A 21,466-nucleotide genomic window follows, 5' to 3' on the forward strand; every position below is an offset into this window, starting at 1 on the left:
GTTGCTGTGTGGAGAAGACCCTCCGGCCTTCCCTTTGATCCAGTTGATTGCCATGACGTACCCGTTGATTGTCTGTTGAAATTGGCGATATGCCGTTTTTTATAGATGATTTGTGTAGCTTTTTCGTAAATACGATAAACCTGAAATGTCATAATCCATTCGGACAAAAAACCTAAGATAGATTATTGGCCGATAACGGCGGCTTCGTCTTACATCCGATGAATCAGCCGGTTCTCAGCTCGGCAAGAAAAGTACCCACTTCGCCGCGCAGCAATTCCGACTGCCTGGACAGCTCACCCGCCGCCTCCAGAACTTCACCGGCCGAAGAACCTGTCTGTTCGGTCGCCTCGCGAACGCCGGCGATGTTGGCGGCCACCTGCCGGGTTCCCGTCGCCGCGTCCTGAACACTGTGGGCAATTTCCTGGGTTGAGGCGCTCTGCTCCTCGACGGCGGCAGTGATGCCGTTCGCGTTCTCGCTGATCTGCCTGATGACAGCCACGATGCTGTCGATGGAGCCGACCGTGTTATCGGTCGCGGACTGCATACCCTCGACCTGCTGGCCAATATCCTCTGTTGCCTTGGCGGTCTGGTTGGCCAAGGACTTCACCTCGTTGGCGACGACGGCAAAGCCCTTGCCCGCCTCGCCGGCGCGTGCCGCTTCAATGGTGGCATTGAGGGCCAGAAGATTGGTCCGCTCGGCAATGTCCTGGATGAGCTCGATCACATGGCTGATCTTCTGCGTTGCCTCGGTCAGGCTACTGACCGACCCGGTGGCGCCCTCCGCCGCCGCGACCGCCTTTTGTGAGATCTGATTGGTCTCCGTGATCTGGCGTGCGATCTCGGAAATGGACGACGACAGCTCTTCCGATGCCGACGCCACGGTCTGCACGCTGGCCGATGCCTCCTCAGACGCCGACGCAACGGTGGTAGACTGCGAATTGGTCTGATCGGCCGTCTGCGACATCACCTGGGCGGTCGCCTGAAGTTCGGTCGAAGCCGCTGAAACCGTATCGACGACACCACCGACGCGGGCCTCGAAACTGTCGGCCAACTGCAGTACCTGCCGGCGCCTCTCCTCCTGCATCTGGGTATGCTCTTGCGCCTGCTGTTGTTCGAGCTGTTTCAGTTCCTGCGTCTTGTTCTTAAAGATCTCGAAAGCGATCGCGACCTGACCGATCTCATCGTTGCTGCGCACATCGAGAATCACCGAGGTATCGCCCCCGGCCAGGCGGTCGAGGGCCGTTGCCGCTTTACGGAGGGGGCGCGCCACGCCGTTGCGGATGAAGAAGAAAGCCAGGGAGAATCCAACGATTGAAGCAATGACGGTAATGACCGCCATCTGCCGGATTGCCGCCGTCTCGTGCGCTTTTATGGTCCGCACCGCAGCCAGGGTAAAAGCCTCGATGTCCAGGAGGAGCGCTTCCAGTTCATGTTCCAGCTTTTTCTCTTCGGCCTCGATGGTGTGCACCAGTTCCGCCGACTCATGCCGGCGCCCTGCGTTGATGAGCTCGAAAATCTCGGCCGCATGGTCATGATAGGACCGGTGCTCATGTTCGATCTGCGTCAAGGTCGCCAGCACCTTTGCGAACTCGGCCTTCTCCTCATCGGAATGCGCATGCTCTACGGCATGCTCGGCAAGCTCCTCGCCCGCCAGGATCTCTTCATCGACCTTCTTGGAGAGTTTTTCGAATTCACCCTCGATCCGAACCAGTCTGTCATGATCGGCGGAAGGCTCAGCGCTCAGCCGCAGTATGCGCTCCAGCAGGATCGCCTGCTCCAGTTGATGGACCGTGATGCGGCTCACCAACTCCGTCAGCGGCATGTCCTGTTCCGCGACGGCGTCGATTTCCGACCCGATCTCGGCCATTGTCAGTACACCCACAGTCCCGACAACCGCCGTCGACGCAAGACAGACGGCGACGATGCCCAGTAATTTGTGCATGACCGTGAAACCCTTGCGGGCGCCGGCGTTGGGTTTGACGTCTTTCATATCGGTAACCTCATCGGGTCAATTTGTAATCAATTCGATTAGAAAGACGATCAAAATTGCTAATCAAATTATCTAAGTTACTGCTTATCAAAACTTCCCTAATGATTCATTGCCGGACAAGCGATCACCGGCGCATTGCGGTTTGAAACCTGCCCTACCCTCAAGTGCAGGGGTTTTCAGGCGCAGCGAAGTCTCCGTCCTCAACAACCATGACGGGTAGCTGGCGTTTCCTGCCGCCGCCGCGAACCTAGCGCCTGCGCCAGCGCTACCGACCGGAATTGAGACAATGCCTGCGATTTCGGCCAAAGCCTTGGCGGCGGCGGTTCGTCCGCCTAAACTCCCGCCGATTGCTGCGGCCTGGCCCGCAGCCGCCCGCCGCGACAATCAGGATTCCCGCCATGACCGATACCCGCATTGAAACCGACTCCATGGGCGAGATCGCCGTTCCCGCCGACCGCTACTGGGGCGCGCAGACGCAACGGTCGCTGACCAATTTCAAGATCGGCGGCGAAAAGATGCCTCCGGCGCTGGTAGAGGCGCTGGGCATCCAGAAGCTGGCGGCGGCCCGTACCAATCTGGCGTTGGGTGCGCTCGACGGCAAACTGGCCGAGGCGATCTGCCAGGCCGCGCAGGAGGTTGCCGACGGCAAGCTGATGGACCACTTCCCCCTGGTGGTCTGGCAGACCGGTTCCGGCACCCAGTCGAACATGAACGCCAACGAAGTGATCGCCGGGCGCGCCAACGAGATTCTGAGCGGCAGCAAGGGCGGCAAGGAGCCGGTCCACCCCAACGACCACTGCAACATGGGTCAGTCGTCGAACGACACCTTTCCGACGGTGATGCACATCGCCGCCGTCCAGAAGATCGTCGGCGAAACCATCCCCTCTCTGGGCCGCCTGCATGCCGCCCTGGACACCAAGGCCAAGGCCTTCGACAAGATCATCAAGATCGGCCGCACCCACCTGATGGATGCCACGCCGCTGACCCTGGGCCAGGAGTTCTCCGGCTACGCCACCCAGGTGGCCTACGGCATCAAGCGCCTGGAAGGCTCGATCGAGCGCCTGATGCAGCTGGCCCAGGGCGGCACCGCCGTGGGCACCGGCCTGAACGCCATGGAGGGTTTCGCCGAAGCCTTCGCCGCCGAGGTTGCCAAGATCACCCAGCTGCCCTTCGTTACCGCCGAGAACAAATTCGAGGCCCTGGCCGCCCACGACGCCGTTGTCGAGGCCTCCGGCGCGCTCAACACCATCGCCTGCTCGCTGATGAAGATCGCCAACGACGTCCGCCTGCTGGGTTCCGGCCCGCGTTGCGGCTTCGGCGAGCTGCGCCTGCCGGCCAACGAGCCCGGCTCCTCGATCATGCCCGGCAAGGTGAACCCGACCCAGGCCGAAGCCATGACCATGGTCTGTGCCCAGGTGATAGGCAACCACACCACCTGCACCGTCGCCGGCTCCAACGGCCATTTCGAGCTGAACGTCTTCAAGCCGGTGCTGATCTATTCCCTGCTGCAGTCGGCCCAGTTGATCGGCGATGCCTGCGACTCTTTCCGCACCAACTGCGTGGAAGGGATCGAGGCAGACGAGGCGCGCATCTCCGCCTTGATGCAGCAGTCGCTGATGCTGGTCACCGCCCTCAACCCGCACATCGGCTACGACAACGCCGCCAAGGTGGCCAAGAAGGCCTATACCGACAACTCGACCCTCAAGGAGGCCGCCATCGCGCTGGGGCTGCTGAGCGCTGAGGATTTCGACGCCTGGGTGAAGCCGGATAACATGCTCGGGCCCAGGGCGAAAAATTAGTCGGCGCCAAGAGCCGATAGGTGTCGGAGCCAGCGGCAAAGATCCGCAAACACTCGGTGAAGTTGTCCGGGCACAGCACTTCGCTGTCGCTTGAGGGCATCTATTGGGACGCGCTGAAAGAGGTCGCCGGAGAGATGAGGTTGTCCATGAACGGGCTCATCGAACGGATCGACAAGGATCGCAGCGGTAATCTCTCCTCCGCCGTTCGGGTTTTTCTGTTCACGCACTACCGTAACCGAACGCCCGGCCGGACCCTCGATGACCAGACCCTCGATGAGACGTCTTTGCCGCCGCCGCAGGGCGACGGCGAAAGCTAACCGCCCAGCCCCTTCAACAGGCCTTTCAGGCCTTCTTTGAGGATGTCTTCGGGCTTCGGCGGCTTCGGCTGGCTGGCCGGGCTGTCCGTGCCTTCCTGCGGGACTGCCGGGCTTTCCGCACCGCCGGCAGGCGCCTCCTCGCGGCGCTGAAAGGCCTGGCCGTTGATGTTGATATCGGGGCTGTCCAGGCTGCCGCGCAGCTTTGCGGTCAGGTAAGCGGTCTGCGGGTCACTGTCGCGGAAGACATCGGTCTGGCTGTTCATCTGCCAGGTCGGCAGGTTGATCGTCGCGGCGGTCAGGGCTTCCGCGGTTCGCCCGCGCACCCTTGTGTCCTCAGTGGTCACCACCCCCTGCTCCACCACAAAGGTTCCATCGACCTTGGAAGCGGCCCCGGCAAAGGCGCCGAACAGCAACGCGGTGCTGTCGGTGAGGCCGCGGATCTCCTTCACCTTCTTGCCCAGCACGCCCAGAAGCAGCGCCCCGGCCTGTTCTTCGGCCTTGGCGGCAACCGTCACGGTGCCGTCGATCTTACCCTGCCCGTTCAAACTGCCGACCAGCGCGGCCTCGCTGAGACCCACCGCGTTCAGGTTGCTCTCAAGGTTGACCGGGCCGGAAATCCGGTCGGTATCGCCGAGGTCCTTCAACAGTGCCTTAAGGTCCACCTCGATCGCCGTGACCGCCGCGGAAACCGCCAGACCGCCGGGGGTGCCTTCCCGGGCATCGGCTTTGCCGATCACCGAAAGCGCGCCGCCATAAGCCGTCGCGGAAAACCGCTTGAGAACGAGCAGGCCGTCGTTCAGAGCCGCTTCCAGATTGGCTTTTCTCAACGTCGTCTCGTCGAGCACGATTGCCGCCAACTGCAGCGTTACATCGGCATCGAAACGCCGCAGGGCGCTGATATCGATCGGCTCGCTGGACCAGCGCTCCGACCTGGACGCAGGCTTGCGCGCGCCGCCATCCGCCGGGGTCTTCGACCCGGTCCCCGCCTTCTTGGACCCCGCCGCGGCCGCCGGCGCCGCCAGGGCCGCCAACGGCAGAGCGCCGCTGCGCAGGTTGGCGGTTATCTTGGGGCGTTCGCCGCCGAGCGCCAGCGCCAGATCGCCTTCCAGGTCGACGCCCGCTACTTTTCCAGCCAGCGCCGTGAGTTCGAGCGACTGCGGATCGCCCGCCAACTGACCCTTCAGATCGACTGCACCGAGCCCGCCCGGAATTTTCTCGCCCGGCATCAGTTCGCGCAGCAGCACGGTCAGGTCCGGGTGGGCCACATCGACGGCCGCATCGACCAACGGCGGCCCCTGCGAAAGATCAGCCTTGCCGGCAGCATGCAGACGGCCCCCCAGGGTGGAAAGACTCTGATCGAAGCGGACCAGTTGCCGGTTGCCGTTGACCGCACCGGAAAGTGTGAAAGCTTCAAGGGGAAGCTGCCCCTGGGACGGCAGGCCCACCGCCTTGATCAGCCGCGACAGCGATGTAACCGACAGATCGAGGGAACCGTCAAAGGTGGGCTCCCGCGCCACATTGGCCAGGCTGCCGGAAAACCGCCCGCCGGAACCGGCAAGGTCCGTCAGCGATGCCTCCCGCACCACCAGGCCGCCCTGCTGCAGGGTTGCATCGAGGCGGACGCCGTTGAAGGCCAGGCCTTGATAGGTGAGCGCACCGACTTTCAGGTCGAGGTTCGCATCGAAGTCGGCGAGAAAAGCCAGGCCTGCCGAAGCCGCGGCCTCCGTGCCCTGAGGTTGTTCCGCCGCCTCACCCGCAGCCCCGCTGGGCTGTTCCGGCGCCCCGGCGCGCTGTTCAGCGCCAGGCAGATAGGCATCGAGATTAATCCGGTCGACGGCGAGGCCGACACCGAGCCCCGGCCGGTCGCGCAGCGCAAGGGCGATGCCGCCGGTCATCCTGCTGACATCCAGGCGCAGATCGATATCGCGTAGCGTGAGTTGCTGTGGACGGGCGTCAACCGAGGTCTTCAGCGCCATCTTGCGCAAACGGTCGGCGGGGACGGCCTCGATGTCAACGTCGAGCCAGGCGAGCAGGGCCCTCAGATTGTCGGCGGTGGCTTCCAGCTCGCCCTCGAAGACCGGCGCCTGAGCGACGCTGCTGAGCGTGCCGGTCAGCGCCAGTTCGGAGCCGCCGGGCAGCGATGCCGTCAGCGTCTCGACGGTGACCTTGCCGTCGCGCAGCGTCGCAGCGGCCTGCAGTTCGCGGGCGAACTGGCCGCGATAGACCAGGGTATCGACGGCAAGTTCGAGATTTGCGGTAACGTTGTCGGGCAACACAAAGGCGGACACCTTCGGTTCGGCCCGATCGGCCCGCGGTGGGCTGTCCGCCGCATCCGTAGGTGCCGCCGGCGCCGGGCCTGCATCTTCGTTCTGCGCACCCTGCCCGGTGCCGGACGGCAGCAGGTCCGACAGCAGGCTATCCAGATCCAGGCGCTTTGCCGAGAGTCGGGCCGAAACCTCCGGCGTTTCGCCGAGCACCGCCTTACCGTCGCCTTCCAGGTCGATCTCACCCAGCGTCAGCTTCATGGCCTCGGCCTGGGCTTCTTCCGGGCCGGCGGTTATCTCGGTTGCAAGCCCAAAGGGCTGGGCCAGAAAGCCAGCCGGCGCCGCACCCTTCGTCGTCAAGAGGGCGGCGACCTCGGCAAGATTCTCCCCTTGAGCCTGCAAACGGCCGCGCAGAGTCTGCCGACCCTGGTGGCGCAGGAGAGCGCCGGCGAATTGTGCCGAAGCCGAGGCCTTCGGCAGACGCAACACGAGCGAGAATCCCGTTGCTCCGCTCTCACGCAGCCGATCCAGGCTGAGATCGAAAGAACCCTGGATATCCTGGTAGGCGGCACTGCCGCTCGCCACAAAGGGGCCCGTCAGGCTGTCCGCCGCCAGTTCGGCATTCAATCCGGTCAGGCGTTCTTCCAGGCCGTTGGCAGCGTCGCGGTACAAGAGGGTGCCGTTTTCAATAATGAAGCTGTCGACGCGGATGGCGTCGTTGGCTTCCTCGATACTCTCCGCAGCGCCATCACTGCCCGAGGGCTCGCTGTCCGGCCGGCTTGCCGGGGGGTCGCCCCCCTCCGAGGCCTGCGCCAAGGTCTCGAATTCCCAGTTGCGCCGGCCGTCCGGCAAAACCTCCAGAACGACCTCAGGCTTCACCAGCGTAACGGTTTCAACCAACACCTGCCCCTGCAGCAGGGGAAACAGTGCCACCTGAATGCGCAGTTCCTCTATCTGGATCATCTTGGCGCTGCTGGCGCCGTCGATATTGGCGAGGCTGACTTCGCCGGCGGAAAATGCCGGCGACGGCAGAAGCCGCAGGCTGACGTCACCGACGATCTCCAGATCGCGCCCGGTGAGCTTGCGAACTTCAGCGCTGATCCTGCCTTTCTCCGAATTCCAATCCCAGAAACTCGGCAGGATCAGAAGACCGGCAGTCAAAAGCACCAGGATCGCGGCGACTGTCAGAGCGAGCTTTTTCACCAAACTTCCTTGTTACACCACACCGCGTTCTACCAGGCTGCCCGGGACTACGGCGGCCGCTCCTACAAATAGGGAGGCCGCCCCCGGTAGCAAGCACCCTGACCTGCGATCGGCACTATCCGATAAGGCCTCGCCACCGAAGAAATGACCTTCGGGGAGAGAGCGTTGCAACGACGACCAATTGCGCTAAGTTACTTTTATCAGGTCGATGCGGCAAAGCCGAAACCTGATTCGGGCCTTTCAAGGCCAAGGACGAGACCGGCGGATAAGTGGTAGTGCCAATGGGCGAGATCGTCGACCTGGAATCCTATCGTGCCGAACGCCTTCGCCGCCTGCGCGAGGAGCGTAAACGCAAGGATCGCCGCAAAGGCGCCCAAAAGAAAAGCGACGAGGCCAGCGGCGGAACCGAGGCCGATCCGGCCAAGGATGAGCCGGTGTAACGACCGGGCGCTGTTTAACGGCCAGTCCCTGGATCCGAACCGCGGCGGGCCGACACCAGCTTCCGGATCTCCATAACCGCCAGCAGCGAAAGCGCCAACGCCGCGACCAGCAGCCAGTCGGTCAGGCTGACCGGCCGCACCCCCAACACATCGCTGAGGCCCGGCAGGTAGAGCGCCGCGATATGCGCGGCCTGGGCCGCCAAGACAGCCATAATCAAAAAAGGGTTGGCCATAATCGGCCGGGCAAAGGCGGAAAGCCGCTCGGACCGGGCATTTATGGCATGGACGTTCTCGAACAACACCATCAGCAGCAGCAGCAGATTGCGTGCCTCGGCCTCCGGCAGGCCACGCGCAAGACACCAGTAGTAAAAGGCAAAAGCGCAAAAGCCCATGTAACCGCCGGCCGTCAGCACCTGGCCCAGCATGCGCCGGTCAAAGAGCGATTCGTCGCGCAGCCTCGGCCGTCGTTCCAGCACACCGGGCTCGCCCTTCTCAAAGGCCAGGGCCACATCCTGGATCCCGTTGGTGACCAGATTGAGCCACAGCAACTGCACGGCAAAAAGCGGCAGCGGCAGCCCGGCAACGATAGCGAGCAGAAACAGCACAATCTCGCCCAGGCCGGTGGAGATCAGCAGGTAGATCAGTTTTCGTACATTGTCGTAGGCGACCCGGCCCTCCTCAATGCCCGCAACGATAGAAGCGAAGTTGTCGTCGGTCAGGATCAGGTCAGCCGCCCCTCTGGCGACATCGGTACCGCCCTTGCCCATCGCGACGCCGATATCGGCCGTGGCCAGCGCCGGCGCATCGTTCACCCCGTCGCCGGTGACCGCGACCAGATGGCCGGACTGCTGCAGCGCCTGTACGATCCGGAGCTTCTGGACGGGCTCGACCCGGGCAAAAACCTCGGCGCCGCGCACCAGGTCATTGAACGCCTCGCTCCCGGCCCCCGCCCGGCCCAGCATCGCACCGGTGACCACGACCGGATCGCCGGTACCCAGGCCCAGTTCTCGCGCAATGACCCGCGCGGTTTCCGGGTGATCGCCGGTCACCATCACCACAGAGACCCCCGCCGACCGGCAGCGCCGCAGGGCATCGGGCACCTCGGGCCGCAGCGGATCCATCAAGCCGACGAGGCCCAGCAGCCGCAGGTAGCGCAGCGACCCGGGGTCGGCCCGTTGCCCGGCATCGCGCGAGACCGTGCCGCGGGCCACCGCAAGGACGCGGTAACCTTGTCCCGCCATCGCCGCGGCAGCCGCCAGCGCCCGCTCACCGTCAATCCCGTCGCACATCGGCAGCAGGGCTTCCAAGGCGCCCTTGACGTGGACCATGGCGCCGCCGGAACCATCGGGCCCCTGCCCTCCCATGCCGGGATCGCCAGCGTCGGCAGTGAAAACCGCGGCATAGCGGCGCTGCGGCTCATAGGGGATCATGCCGAGCTCTTCCTGGGTCGCCTTCAGGCCGCCGGGGTCCAACCCCAGCTTGGCCGCGAGCACCAGAAAGGCCACATCGACGGTATCGCCGAGGTGCCGGACGGCATCGCCGTCGAATTCAATCTCGGCCTCGTTGCACAAGGCGGCGCTGCGGGCCAGTTCGTTAAAGCCGGCCAGTTCCTGTTGCGACGGAGCGCCGCCCTCTACCGCGATGGTCCCCTGCGGCCGGTATCCTTCCCCGCCGACCGCGCCGTTCACCGCCGGCCCGGCGTCGTCAAACAGCAGCACCTGCTTCACGGTGAGCTCGTTGCAGGTCAGGGTGCCGGTCTTGTCGCTGGCAATCAGCGTGCAGGCGCCAAGCCCCTCGACCGCCGGCAGGGCGCGCACGATCACGTTGCGGTCGGCCATCCGGGCGGTCGCAATCGACAGCGCCACGGTGATGGCGACCGGAAGCCCCTCAGGGATCGCCGCCACCGCCAGAGCGACGGCGACCAGGAAGACCGTGATCAGCGAGACGCCCTGGGCCAACTGCACAGCGGCGAGACCTGCAATCGCCACCAGGGTGGCGAACCCGATCAAACGACTGGCCTGCTCCAGCCGGGCGATCAGCGGCGGCGGCGCCTGGTCCGGTTGTGCCAGTACGCTGGCGATGCGGCCGATCTGGGTGTCATTACCGCAGGCGACCACCAGCGCCCTGGCCCGCCCGGTCAGGACGGTGGTACCGGCAAACAGCAGGGTGCGGCGCTCACTCATAGGAGCGGCGGCGGCCACCGTAGCTTCCGCATCCTTCTCCAGCGGCAAGGATTCGCCGGTCAGCAGGGATTCGTCGACGGAGAGTTCCTGCTGGGACAGTATCCGGAGGTCGGCCGGCACGCGGCCACCGGACTCAAGGCGCAGAACGTCGCCGGAAACCAGCGCCGCTGCATCGATTTCCCGGGTCCGTCCGGCGCGCAGGACGACCACCCTGTTACGCATCATCTTGTCGAGCGCGGCAGCGGAAGTCTCCGCCCGCCATTCCTGCAGCCCGCCGATCACGGCATTCAGTTGCAAGACGACGAAAATAAAGAGCGCATCGCTCCATTCCCCGACAAAAAGGGAAACGACCGTGGCGGCCAGGAGCAGGTAAACCATCGGGCTCTTGAACTGCCGGACATACAGCTTGAGAAGGCCGGCCCTGGCGGTACGCGGCAGGCGATTGGCGCCGTAGCGGCGCAGGCGCGCCGCCGCCTCTTCTTCGCTCAAGCCGTTCGGACCGGATTCCTGAGCGGCCAAAGCCTCAGCGGGCGACAGGCTGTGCCACGCGGTTGTGGCCGGCGCCCGGTCCGCCCTGGATCGGTTATCCGCCGTGCCGATTTCGGGCGCGTGCGAGTCTGGCGAAACAGTCATGGCAGCGCAGAGGATGCGCGCCGCAGCAGCAGCCTGCAAGCCCACACAGGCGCTGCAATCAGACCGTCAGGATCTTCCCGGGGTTCATCAGGTTCTGCGGGTCCAGCGCCAACTTCAGCTGCCGCATGACGCTGACCGCTTCGCCGTGCTCGGCCTGCAGAAACTTCTTCTTGCTGCTGCCCACGCCGTGTTCGCCGGTGCAGGTGCCGCCCATGGACAGGGCCCGCATGACCATGCGCTCGTTCACCGCCTCCGCCTTTTCAAGCTCTTCCGGCGCGTTCGGGTCCAGGATGAAGCTGAGGTGGAAGTTGCCGTCGCCGACATGGCCGACGATGGGTGCCAGCACCCCGGTCTCGTCGATATCCTTGCGGGTTTCGAGGATGCATTCCGCCAGGCGGGAGATCGGCACACAGACATCCGTCGCCCAGCCTTTGGCGCCCGGCTTCAGGGCCAGGTTGGCGAACCAGACATCATGGCGCGCCTGCCACAGCTTGTTGCGATCTTCCTGTTTCGTCGCCCACTGGAAGTTCGCCCCGCCAAAACCCTCGGCGATTTCACCTGCCAGTTCAGCCTGCTCGCTAGCCCAGGTCTCGGTCCCGTGAAATTCGTAGAACAAAGTCGGCTTCAGGGGCAGGTCCAGTTTGGCGTAGCGGTTCACCGCGTCGACCTGGTGCTCATCGAGCAGCTCGATACGGGCCACCGGAATGCCGGATTGAATGGTCAGGATGACCGCATCCACGGCGCCGGCCAGGGTCTCGAAAGAGCAGACCCCCGCCGTCATGGCTTCGGGGATGCCATAGAGGCGCAACTGCACCTCGGTGATGATACCCAGCGTGCCCTCGGAGCCGACGAAGAGCCGGGTCAGATCGTAGCCGGCGGAGGACTTTCGTGAACGCCCGCCGGTGCGGATGATCCGCCCGTCCGCCAGAACCACGGTCAGGCCCATGACGTTTTCGCGCATGGTGCCGTAGCGCACCGCATTGGTGCCGGAGGCGGAGGTCGCGGCCATGCCGCCCAGGGAGGCATCGGCGCCGGGATCGATCGGAAAGAACAGGCCGGTATCGCGCAGGTGATGGTTTAGCGCCTTGCGGGTCACCCCCGCCTGCACCCGGCAATCCAGATCGGCCTGGTTCACCTCCAGAACCTGTTGCATGCCGCTGAGATCGATACAGACCCCGCCCTCCGGCGCCTGGATCTGACCTTCCAGGGAGGTTCCGGCGCCAAAGGGAACGACCGGCCGGCTGTGTTCTGCACAGAACTTCATAATTGCCGCCACTTCCTCCGTCGTCTGGGCGAAAGCAACGGCATCCGGTGCCGCCATGGCGTGAAAAGACAGGTCGTCGCCGTGATGCTCGCGCACCGCCCGGGCCGTGGACAGCCGCTCCCCCAAAAGGCCGCGCAGGGCCTCGATCAGGGGATCATCCGGTGCCGCTGTGCTATCGGGGGCGCTTTCCTGGGGGGCTGCTTCTGCCATACCTGTCTTCCTTTTGGGGCTGCGGCACTATAGCAGCAGGACCCCGGGACAAGGCAAATCACGCCTCACGGACCAGCACGCATCTGCGCCGGCAGCCAGGTGGCGATTTCCGGAAAGGCGACCACCAGGACCACCGCCAGCACCATGATCGCGAACATCGGCAGGGCGGCGCGGGCGATAAAGGGCATTTCATGGTCGGTCATGCCCTGCAGAACGAAGAGGTTGAAGCCGACCGGCGGCGTGATCTGAGCCATCTCCACCACGATCACCAGGAAGATACCGAACCAAATCATGTCGAAACCGGCCTGGCGGACCATCGGCTCGACCACCGCCATGGTCAGAACCACGGCGGAGATGCCGTCGAGGAAGCAGCCGAGAATGATGTAGAAGACCGTCAGCGCGACGATCAGGGCCAGGGGCGAAAGCTCCAGCGAGCCGATCCAGGCCGCCAGGTTGCGCGGCAGGCCGGTGAAGCCCATGGCGAGGGAAAGGAAAGCTGCGCCGCCGAGGATGAGGGCGATCATGCTGGAGGTCCGGACCGCCCCCATCAGGCTTTCGACGAAACTTGCGCGCGTCAGGGAGCCCTGCAGAAAAGACACTAGCAAAGCCCCGATAACGCCCAGCACCGCGGCCTCGGTGGCCGTCGCCACACCGGCGTAGATCGACCCCAGAACAGCGACGATCAGCGCCACCACCGGAAGCAGCGCCGTCGAAGCGCGCAGCTTCTGAACAAAACCCATGGCCGCATCCTTGGGCGGCATGGCCTCAGGATCGATCAACGCCCTTACGACGATGTAACCCATGAACAGCAGCGCCAGCATGATGCCGGGAAAGACCCCGGCCATGAACAGCCCGGCGATGGATTCATTCACCGTGACGCCGTAGACGATGAGAATGATCGACGGCGGAATCAGCAGGCCCAGGGTACCGGCGCCGGCCAATGTGCCGATGATCATGCTTTCCGGATAGGCGCGGCGGCGCAACTCCGGGATCGCCATCTTGCCGACGGTCGCGACGGTCGCGGCGGAGGAACCGGAAATCGCCGCGAACAGCGCGCAGCCGGCGACATTCACGTGCAGCAAGCGGCCGGGCAGAACCCCCAGCCAGGGCGCCAGCCCCTTGAACAGGTCGGCGCTCAAGCGCGTTCGAAACAGGATCTCCCCCATCCAGATGAACAGCGGCAGGGCGGTCAGGGTCCAGGAGGAAGAGGCGCTCCAGATCGTCGTCACCATGGCATCGCCGACCGGCCGGCTGGTGAACAGCACCATGCCGGTCAGGGCTACGCCCAGCAGCGAGAGGCCGACCCAGATGCCGCTGCCCAGCAGGAAGAAGAGGACGGCCAGGAAGACCAGTGTCAGGACGAGTTGTTCCATGATACCGCCCCTATTCGCTGGTCTGCTCGGCGATCAGCGGTGCGCCGGCGGCGACCGAGATCAGGCGGTCGATGAGGGCGACGGCCAGAAGCACCGCCCCCGCCGCCATGCCGATCTGAGGGATCCACAATGGGATGGCGTCGGAGCCTTCGCTGATGTCGCCCAGCATGTGGGAGACACGGACCATCTTCACGGAGAACCAGGCGAGATAACCAGCCAGAAAACTGCCCGCCGCCAGGCACCAGAGTTCGGCAACACGCCGCTTGGTCCCGGAGAACTTCGTCAGCACCAGGTTCACGCGGATGTGGCCGCCCCTGCCGAAGGTATAGGCGAGAGCCAGGAAGGAGGAGGAAGCCATGGCATAGCCGGCATATTCCGACAGGCCCGGCACGAAAATCCCCAACAGCCGCGAGACGATGCTGAGCAGCACGAGCACGGCGATGGAGATGAGAAACAAGCCGGCCAGCACGCCACCGGCAAGGTAAAGACCGTCGAGCGCCCGGCGCAGGCCGCTCAGCATGACCCCCTGCATGAATAAGTCCCCCAGGTTTCAGCCCTGCTTCTGCGGCAGGCACTGCGTCGATAGTTTGGAAAACGGGGCGGCCGGCAACAGCGCCGCCGCCCCTGCTTCCAAAGCCGTTACATCGCCTTATAGGCGTCGATCACGGCTTGACCCTCGGGCCCGGCCTTATCCAACCATTCCTTGGTCATGGTATCGCCGATCGCCTGGAAGTCGCTCTTCAGCGCATCGCTGGGCGGGCCCACTTCCATGCCGTTGGCGGCCAGCTGCTCCTTATACCACTCGGCCAGTTCACGGGCCTTGTCCCAACCCGCCTGTTCGGCCTTGGCAGCCTCGTCCAGCACAATCTGCTGAAGCTTCGCGTCGATATCTTCCCAGGCTGCTTTGTTGACGATCACCATGTTCTTCGGCAGCCAGGCCTGGACGTCGTACCAATACTTCACATGCTCCCAGATCTTACGGTCGTAACCGGTCGAGCCGGAGGAGATCATGGACTGCGCGACGCCGGTGGCGAAGGCCTGGGTCAGTTCCGCCGCTTCAATCTTGGTGGGCACCGCGCCCATCAGTTCGGCCAGCCGCGACGTGGCGGCGTTGTAGGCGCGGAACTTCACACCCTTCAGATCGGCGGCGCTGCCGACGGCGGTCTTGTTGTAGAGCCCCTGCGGCGGCCAGGGCACGGCGTAGAGCAGCTTCAGCCCGGCCTTGTCCAGGGTCTCTTCCAGCTGCGGACGGGAGGCTTTGTAGAGCTTCCAGGAGTCATCGAAGCTGGTCGCCAGAAACGGCAGCGCATCGACCTCAAACAGCGGGTCTTCGTTGCCGAGGGCGGAAATCAAGCGCTCGCCGATCGGCGCCTGTCCGGTGCGGATGGCGCGATAGATCTCGCCGCCCTTGAACAGCGAACCGCCGGGATGGGCGACGATCTCGAGTTCCCCACCGGAAGCCTCGGTCACCGCCTCGGCAAACTTGGCGGCGTTCTCGGAGTGATAATTGCTGGCCGAATAAGCCAGCGGCATGTCCCACTTTTCCGCCGCCATGGCGGTCGAGGCCGCCAACACAATGGCCGCAGCCGAAACCATCCCGCCTGCCGACTTACCAGTGAGGGATTTGAGGAAACTCTTCATTCTTGTTCTCCCTGTTTGGCCTTCCAGGAAGGCCGGCGCCTCTGCATTTTCTTCCCGTTTTTCCCCGGGACCGATCGCCGATTCTAGCCATCTCCGTGGCCATCAAGCAACCGGCACTCCATAATTACATTTTATCGATAAAATATAAACGTTTTATTTTTATACAACACTAGACCCCCCCGGTGTAGCGTCGCCGCGCCGCAGAAAGACCGGCTCCAGGTGATTGTTACAGATCAGGCTGACCAGATCGTGGACCGGCAGGCCCAGGGCGGCTTCCAGGGCGGCGCGGTAGGGCGGCAGGTTGGTGCATTCCAGGACCAGGGCCCCGAGCTCCGGGTGGGCCTGGGTAAGCGCCTGAGCGGCCTTCAGCACATCCGCCTCCGCCGCCGCCCTGTCCAGCTGCGGCAGATCCCGGGTAATAACACCGTGCAACTCCCACCCGTCCTCCAGCCCCGCAACCGGCGTGTCCGGCGGCGCCCCGGCAGCCGCCAGGTGCCCGGGCGAGAGCCGGCGCGAATCAAAGGTGATGACGCCGACGGACCTGCCCGCCGGCAGGCCGGCGGCGACCGTCGGAATCTGCAGCAGGCTGGAGGTCACCAGCGGCACCGGCAGGCGATCCTGCAGTTCCGCCTGGGCCGTCACCAGGAACCCGCAGGACGTGGTCAGCAGGCTGGCGCCCCCGGCAACCAGCGCCGCACCGGCTTCGGCAAAGGCGTCGACCAGCGCCGCCGGCAGGGGGCCGCCGGTCACCACCGTAGCCACCGAAGCGGGCTCTACCACTTTATAGAGGCAGCGGCAGGGCCAGGTTGCCGGGTTGCCGACGTCGCCCAGCAGTCTCGGAAAGCCGGTTTTCAGCATCAGGATGCCCAGCACGGGCGGATTCAACAAAGCCATGGCGCATTCTAGCCCGCCGGCAGGTCCGCCGCAGCTATCGGACGATAGCGAGAGGGCTGGGTTTTTCTCAAGCACCAGACCTCGACCGGAGAGGCTGAGCCAGTTAGCCACAAGGAGTACCCCCGGATAGGCCGCCTTAGTCCCGATCCTCCTCTGCCGCGGAACCGCCGTGCCGGGCATTCTCCCGGCCATGGAATCAGCCACCGCCGTCGCGCGGACCCAAGAATGTGCGATTGCCCCGACCGAGGCAGCCGGCACCCAGTGGACCGCGGTCTATCTGCTGACCGCCGCCATGGGGCTCTGCGGCCTTGGCCTGGGCTTCAGCTATCCGCTGTTCTCGCTGGTGATGGAACGCCAGGGCGCCGACGACTTCACCATCGGCCTCAGCGGCGCCATGACCGGTTTCGGCCTGCTGGCCTCCAACCTGGTTCTACCGGCGCTGCTGGCGCGCTTCGGTCCCTTGCGGCTGCTGGCCGGCGGGATCGTCTGCGCCAGCGCCTGTCTCGCCCTTGCCCCCTACAGCGATGCGCAAAGCCACTGGTACCTGCTGCGCTTTGGCCTCGGCTGTTTCATGAACATCGCCTTCATCGTCACCGAGGTCTGGCTGAACGGCGCCTCGGCGGAGGCCCAGCGCGGCCGCATCGTCGGCTTTTTCACCGCGGTAATGGCCGCCGGCTTCGCCCTCGGCCCCCTCCTGATCCTGCTGCTCGGCTCGGAAGGGCCGCTGCCCTTTCTGGCCTGCGCCGGGCTGGTGCTGCTGGGCGCCCTGACGGTGCTGCCCCTCGGCGGGCGCGACCGTGGCGGCTCGGTCAATGCCTTCGACGGCCTCAGTCTGCGCGCCGTGCTCGGTTTTTTCCGCCTGGCGCCGCTGCTGGCCATTCTGGTGCTGGTCTACTCCCTCTTCGACGGCACCGCCCTGGTGATCCTGCCGATCTACTTCGTCGAGGGCGGCTTCACCGCGGAACAGGCGAGCGCCGCGCTGGCCTGCCTGCTGATCGGCATGGTGATTCTGCAGCCCGTGATCGGCTGGCTGCTCGACCGCTTCGCCCGCCGCCGGGTGATGGCCTTCTGCACCCTGGTCTCGGCGCTTTGCTGCCTCGCCCTGCCGGCGGCCCTGGATACCACCTGGCTGCTGGGCGCGCTGCTGCTCCTCCTCGGCGGACTGGCCGTCGGCCTCTACACCGGCGCCCTCACCCTGCTCGGCGAAGGCTATTCGGGCGAGTCCCTGGTCGCCGGCACCACCTGCCTGGCGGTGGTCTACGGCCTGGGCAGCGCCCTCGGCCCGCTGGCCGGCGGCGGCGCCCTCCACCGCCTCGGCCCGGACTCCGTACCCTACCTGTTGGCCGCTCTTTTCGCCGCCACCACCCTGTTCTGCCTGCGCCGGCCCAGAGGCAAGTAGGCAACCAGCGAAAAGCCGGCAATCATCGCCCTAGCGAAGAGGCCGCTGCCCCGGATCATCCAACCAGCCTTCTCACGCCAGCACCTTTTCCATGAAAACGATCTGGCTGTCCCAGGCGGGCTGGCGGTGGGTTTCATGGAAGCCGAGCGCCGCGCAGAGCGACAGGCTTTCGGTCATGATCTCCGGACTGTTCAGTTTCAGAAGGGGGACGCCCTGGCGCCTGGCTTCCTGTTCAGCCAGTTGCATAAGGGCGGTGCCGAGGCCGCGGCGCTGGCGGTCCGGGCGCACGGCCAGGGCCTGAATGGCGAGATGCGCCTCCTCGGCGATCAGTTCCAGGACCGCAATCAGGCTGTCCGCGTTCTGCTGTTCTTCCCGCTGTTTTGGCGGCGCTTCCGCCAACACCCAGACCTGATGGGCGCGCACCGCCAGGGCATAGTCGGCCAGCATCGCCCGCGGCTTGCGCCCCAGGGCCGGGGCGTGGCGGGCAAAGGCGGCATGGATGAGGTTCTGAACGGCCCAGGCATCGTCGGGCACGGCACGCCGCAAAGTCAGCTCGGGGTTTCCGGCGAACATACTTACTCCCCTTGGGGGCGCGGCTTACGAACCAGTTACGCAAAACAGCCTCGAAGAGTTTCAATCTCCGGCGGCGGCGCGGTGCGCAGGGCTGACCGGCGGAATTCGGATATCCCCCGGCCTACGATCCGTGGCATCGTCCGGCCATGGAAGCCACTTTTGAAGAAAACCGGACCGACTGGCCCTGCGTCGCCGCCCTGATCGCCTGTATCGGGGTCTTCGGCCTGGCGCTGGGCCTGACCTATCCCCTGCTCTCGCTGATGATGGCGGAGGCGGGCATGAGCGATTTCGCCATCGGCCTGAACGGCGCCATGACCGGGGTCGGCCTGGTGCTGTCGACCTTCTTCCTGCCGCGCATGATCCGCCTGCTCGGTGGCTTTCGCATCGTCGTGATCAGTCTTCTGCTCTGCGCCGGCGGAATGCTGCTGTTTCCCCTGACCGACCCGGAAGTCCATTGGTTCCCGCTGCGGATCATCGTCGGCGCTTGCCTGAACGCGATCTTCGTGGTGTCGGAGGCCTGGCTGAACACGGTAACGGCGGAGAGAATCAGGGGGCGCGTGATCGGCGTCTACGCCACGATGATGGCGGCGGGCTTTGCCCTCGGGCCCCTGCTGCTGGTCATCCTGGGCGGCACCGGCACCCTGCCCTTCGTTGTCGGCGCGGCCATCGTCGGCGGCTCGGTCCTCGCCATGCTGCCGCTGCGCCGGCGCTCCGCCGAAGGCCTGACCGAAATGCGCCTCGCCTCCCTCGGCCTCTTCATGAAGGTGGCGGCCCTGCTGACCGGGGTGGTCTTCGTCTTTGCCTTCTTCGATGCCGCGGCCATGACCCTGCTGCCGATCTATATGCTGCGCTCCGGCTTTTCGCCGGAAATCGGCGCTGCCGCCCTCTCGGCCCTGTTGATCGGCATGGTGGCGGCGCAGTTCCCGGTGGGCTGGCTGCTCGACCGTTTCTCCCGGCCCGGCGTCATCGCCGGCTGCAGCCTGGTTGCTGCGGCGGGCTGCGCGCTGCTGCCGCTCACGCTCGGCCAGGTCTGGGGGCAGGACTGGCTGTTCTGGCCGCTGCTGGTGGTGCTGGGCGGCGCCAGCTTCGCACTCTACACCGGGGCCCTGACGGTATTGGGGGAGCGCTTTTCCGGCAGCCTGCTGATGGCCGGCTCGGCCAGTTTCGCCTTTATCTACGGCATCGGCGGCGGGCTCGGCCCGCTCCTCGGCGGCACGGTGCTGGAAGGCTTCGGCCCCGACGCCATGATGGGCCTCTTCGGCCTGGTGTTTCTGGTGCTGGCGCTGCTGGTGCGGCGCCTGCCCCTGGCACTTGGACCGGACCAAGAGCGAAGAGCTGCAGAAAGCGTCTGACGGCTCCGAAAATCTCGTCCCTTTGCGATGCGGCGAGTTCCGGAAGGTCCCCGGGAGCCGTTCGGCCTTGCTCTACATCAATGAGGCTTTGCGCCCGCGCGCATAGAACAAAGGCAATGCCCCTCAACGCAGCGCGCCCCGAGTGGAGAGCGCTTCATCAACAGGAGACGTGACCGATGCAAAGATACAGCCTCGTCGCATCGTGCAGGGCCAAGATGCTGGTGACCAGGACGCTGTTGGCCACGGCGACTCTCGCTCTCGGCCTTTTCGCCGGCACGGCAGCGATCAGCGTGGAAGCCGCCGCGCAGGACAGGGATTTGCTGCGCCTGCGCGATCAGCTGCGCGACTGCCGCGGCGACGCCTGCGTGCCGTTGCGCGAAGAGATGATGTCCCAACTGCGCCGGCAGTTGGAGAGCTGCAGCGGCGGCCAGTGTGATCAGCAGCAAGAGCGCCTGAGGCTGCACGAGCAGGTGCGCGACTGCCACGCGGCCGGTGGCGGACGAACCTGCCGGCAACTGCGCATGCAGGAGCGCGACGAGATCCGCCCGCGCTACTTTTACGGCCGTGGCCAAGGCCAGGGGCGCGGCATGGGTGGCGGCGGCATGGGAAATTAGGACGGTTTCATCAGCTCCAGCGCCGGTGTTCTGCCAGCCGCCCTAAGTTTTCAGATGGCATGGCGGCAGGCAACGCCTAGGCCGTTACGCTTTCGTCGTGGCCGATGGTGAAGTCGTTCCTGCCGCAGCGGTCGATGCCGCGCAGCAGCCATAGGGGCCGGGTCGCGAAGTCGATGTGCAGGCCGGTTTCGGCGCCCGGCTTGAAGAGGCCGCGGTCGAAATGCGACGTCGTCGGCATAAAGCGGATCGCCACCCCGGCGCGGCGCCTGTCCGAACGGTTGGGGTTGGAGCCGTGGATGATGTGCACGTCGTGCAGCGAAAGTTGCCCGGCCTCCAGCTCCACATCCATCGCTTCAGCCTCGTCCATCAGCGCCGGATCAATGGCGCGGTTCAAGGCCAGATCGGCGCGGTCCTCCCGCAGATGGGCGTGCAGGGTTTTCGATACCTGCGATCCGGGGATGACGCGCAGGCAACCGTTGGCCACCGTCGAGTCGTCCAGCGCCAGCCAGGCGGTGCAGGTCGCCAGCGGGCGGATCGGCCAGTAGTGGCCATCCTGATGCCAGGGCACCTCCAGCCCGTCGCCGCCGGGCTTGCAGAAGATGTGGCAACCCCAGAGCGCGATGTCCTGGCCGATGAGCTGACCCACCAGATCCAGAATGTCGGGGTCGCGGGCGATCTCCAGAAAGGCGGCATGGCCGCGCACACCCTCCTTGTTGGTGCCGGACACATGGGCGCTGACCAGTTGCTCCGGCCGCCTGTCCGGATTGTTCGCCAGCACCTCATCCAGCGCGGCCCGCAGTTCCGCCAGCCGCCCCGCCGGCACCCGGTGGTCCGGAATCAAAACCCCGTCGCGCCGGTAACGCGCAATCTCTTCCGCCGATAGTGCCGCCATGGTACTGCCTCACCCGATCCAAGGATCACCAAGCTTGCGCCGGATCAAGGGGTTCCGGCAAGTGGCCTGTGATCTGAAATCACTGCATCGGTGACAGGCGTGTCGGGACGAGCCGGTGAATGATGGCCTCTTCACGGATGAGGAGTTCACCAATCCTCGGCTTGAGGTCGGATTTCCAGTGCTCGCTTTCATAGACCTCGGCGTAAAGCCGCGCGCGGTCGGCCTCATCTTCGAATCGGCGAATCCAGATATAGACCGAGGGGTCATCTTCAGCGCAGAAACTGGCGGTGAACACCATGCCCTTAGAAACGATGTAGGGAATGATTTCACCCTCCATCAGTTCGAGCCAGGCGGGCATTTTCCCATCGCGGACCTTGTATTGGCGCAGTTCGAAGAGTGCCATGAAATTCTCCGTTGTGGATTGA

17 protein-coding genes are annotated in these 21,466 nt (G+C 65.0%); 6 read left to right on the top strand and 11 right to left on the bottom strand.

Annotation, left to right across the window (positions count from 1 at the left end; translation table 11 throughout):
• Positions 1 to 223: 223 nt before the first annotated feature.
• Positions 224 to 1,990: a methyl-accepting chemotaxis protein gene (locus HBA54_RS08235; protein ID WP_167223317.1), complete on the bottom strand. Its 1,767-nt coding sequence runs from the start codon at positions 1,988 to 1,990 to the stop codon at positions 224 to 226.
• Positions 1,991 to 2,388: 398 nt separating this feature from the next.
• Between HBA54_RS08235 and fumC the strand changes: the two genes are divergently transcribed.
• Together fumC and HBA54_RS08245 are read left to right on the top strand one after the other, a co-directional pair.
• On the top strand, positions 2,389 to 3,789 hold the full coding sequence (gene fumC / locus HBA54_RS08240) for a class II fumarate hydratase (RefSeq protein WP_167223319.1): 1,401 nt from the start codon (positions 2,389 to 2,391) through the stop codon (positions 3,787 to 3,789).
• A 20-nt stretch (positions 3,790 to 3,809) separates the two neighbouring features.
• Positions 3,810 to 4,106: a ribbon-helix-helix domain-containing protein gene (locus tag HBA54_RS08245; protein ID WP_322095994.1), complete on the top strand. Its 297-nt coding sequence runs from the start codon at positions 3,810 to 3,812 to the stop codon at positions 4,104 to 4,106.
• On the opposite strand, the gene HBA54_RS08250 is transcribed toward HBA54_RS08245, so the two are convergent.
• Entirely contained in the window at positions 4,103 to 7,573 is a 3,471-nt protein-coding gene (locus HBA54_RS08250) for an AsmA family protein (RefSeq protein WP_167223321.1), read from the bottom strand. The genes HBA54_RS08245 and HBA54_RS08250 overlap by 4 nt on opposite strands.
• Before the next feature lie 281 nt (positions 7,574 to 7,854).
• On the opposite strand from HBA54_RS08250, the gene HBA54_RS08255 reads away from it, so the two are divergent.
• Complete coding sequence (locus HBA54_RS08255; protein ID WP_167223323.1) at positions 7,855 to 8,013, top strand: hypothetical protein; 159 nt, start codon at positions 7,855 to 7,857, stop codon at positions 8,011 to 8,013.
• Between the two features lie 14 nt (positions 8,014 to 8,027).
• Here HBA54_RS08255 and HBA54_RS08260 read toward each other — a convergent pair whose 3' ends face one another.
• From HBA54_RS08260 to HBA54_RS08285, 6 genes are all read right to left on the bottom strand, one after another.
• Positions 8,028 to 10,829, bottom strand: coding sequence for a cation-translocating P-type ATPase (locus HBA54_RS08260; protein WP_167223325.1), 2,802 nt, complete (start codon positions 10,827 to 10,829; stop codon positions 8,028 to 8,030).
• Positions 10,830 to 10,887: 58 nt separating this feature from the next.
• The gene (locus HBA54_RS08265; RefSeq protein WP_167223327.1) at positions 10,888 to 12,303 is read right to left on the bottom strand and encodes an FAD-binding oxidoreductase; all 1,416 of its coding nucleotides are present in this window, start codon (positions 12,301 to 12,303) and stop codon (positions 10,888 to 10,890) included.
• Positions 12,304 to 12,368: 65 nt separating this feature from the next.
• On the bottom strand, positions 12,369 to 13,676 hold the full coding sequence (locus HBA54_RS08270) for a TRAP transporter large permease (protein ID WP_167223329.1): 1,308 nt from the start codon (positions 13,674 to 13,676) through the stop codon (positions 12,369 to 12,371).
• Positions 13,677 to 13,686: 10 nt separating this feature from the next.
• Positions 13,687 to 14,208, bottom strand: a complete 522-nt coding sequence (locus HBA54_RS08275; protein WP_205944496.1) for a TRAP transporter small permease — start codon at positions 14,206 to 14,208, stop codon at positions 13,687 to 13,689.
• A gap of 107 nt (positions 14,209 to 14,315) precedes the next feature.
• The gene (locus HBA54_RS08280) at positions 14,316 to 15,317 is read right to left on the bottom strand and encodes a TRAP transporter substrate-binding protein (protein ID WP_240932572.1); all 1,002 of its coding nucleotides are present in this window, start codon (positions 15,315 to 15,317) and stop codon (positions 14,316 to 14,318) included.
• Between the two features lie 159 nt (positions 15,318 to 15,476).
• A complete protein-coding gene (locus HBA54_RS08285) occupies positions 15,477 to 16,211 on the bottom strand; it encodes an aspartate/glutamate racemase family protein (RefSeq protein ID WP_167223331.1) in 735 nt (244 codons plus the stop codon).
• Between the two features lie 169 nt (positions 16,212 to 16,380).
• Here HBA54_RS08285 and HBA54_RS08290 point away from each other — a divergent pair, with 169 nt between their 5' ends.
• Positions 16,381 to 17,610 (top strand): MFS transporter, encoded by a 1,230-nt coding sequence (locus HBA54_RS08290; RefSeq protein WP_167223333.1) that lies wholly within the window; start codon positions 16,381 to 16,383, stop codon positions 17,608 to 17,610.
• Between the two features lie 72 nt (positions 17,611 to 17,682).
• On the opposite strand, the gene HBA54_RS08295 is transcribed toward HBA54_RS08290, so the two are convergent.
• On the bottom strand, positions 17,683 to 18,183 hold the full coding sequence (locus HBA54_RS08295; RefSeq protein ID WP_167223335.1) for a GNAT family N-acetyltransferase: 501 nt from the start codon (positions 18,181 to 18,183) through the stop codon (positions 17,683 to 17,685).
• 146 nt (positions 18,184 to 18,329) lie between these two features.
• On the opposite strand from HBA54_RS08295, the gene HBA54_RS08300 reads away from it, so the two are divergent.
• Positions 18,330 to 19,535: an MFS transporter gene (locus HBA54_RS08300; RefSeq protein ID WP_167223337.1), complete on the top strand. Its 1,206-nt coding sequence runs from the start codon at positions 18,330 to 18,332 to the stop codon at positions 19,533 to 19,535.
• A 176-nt stretch (positions 19,536 to 19,711) separates the two neighbouring features.
• Complete coding sequence (locus HBA54_RS08305) at positions 19,712 to 20,149, top strand: hypothetical protein (RefSeq protein ID WP_167223339.1); 438 nt, start codon at positions 19,712 to 19,714, stop codon at positions 20,147 to 20,149.
• A gap of 76 nt (positions 20,150 to 20,225) precedes the next feature.
• Here HBA54_RS08305 and HBA54_RS08310 read toward each other — a convergent pair whose 3' ends face one another.
• Both HBA54_RS08310 and HBA54_RS08315 read right to left on the bottom strand, forming a co-directional pair.
• Positions 20,226 to 21,041 carry a phytanoyl-CoA dioxygenase family protein gene (locus tag HBA54_RS08310; protein WP_167223341.1) on the bottom strand — a complete coding sequence of 272 codons (816 nt, stop codon included), beginning with the start codon at positions 21,039 to 21,041 and terminating at the stop codon, positions 20,226 to 20,228.
• Positions 21,042 to 21,120: 79 nt separating this feature from the next.
• Positions 21,121 to 21,444, bottom strand: coding sequence for an NIPSNAP family protein (locus HBA54_RS08315; protein ID WP_167223344.1), 324 nt, complete (start codon positions 21,442 to 21,444; stop codon positions 21,121 to 21,123).
• Positions 21,445 to 21,466 lie beyond the last annotated feature (22 nt).

Origin of the sequence: Pelagibius litoralis (assembly GCF_011683915.1) — a bacterium.
GTDB classification, from domain to species: domain Bacteria; phylum Pseudomonadota; class Alphaproteobacteria; order Kiloniellales; family Kiloniellaceae; genus Pelagibius; species Pelagibius litoralis.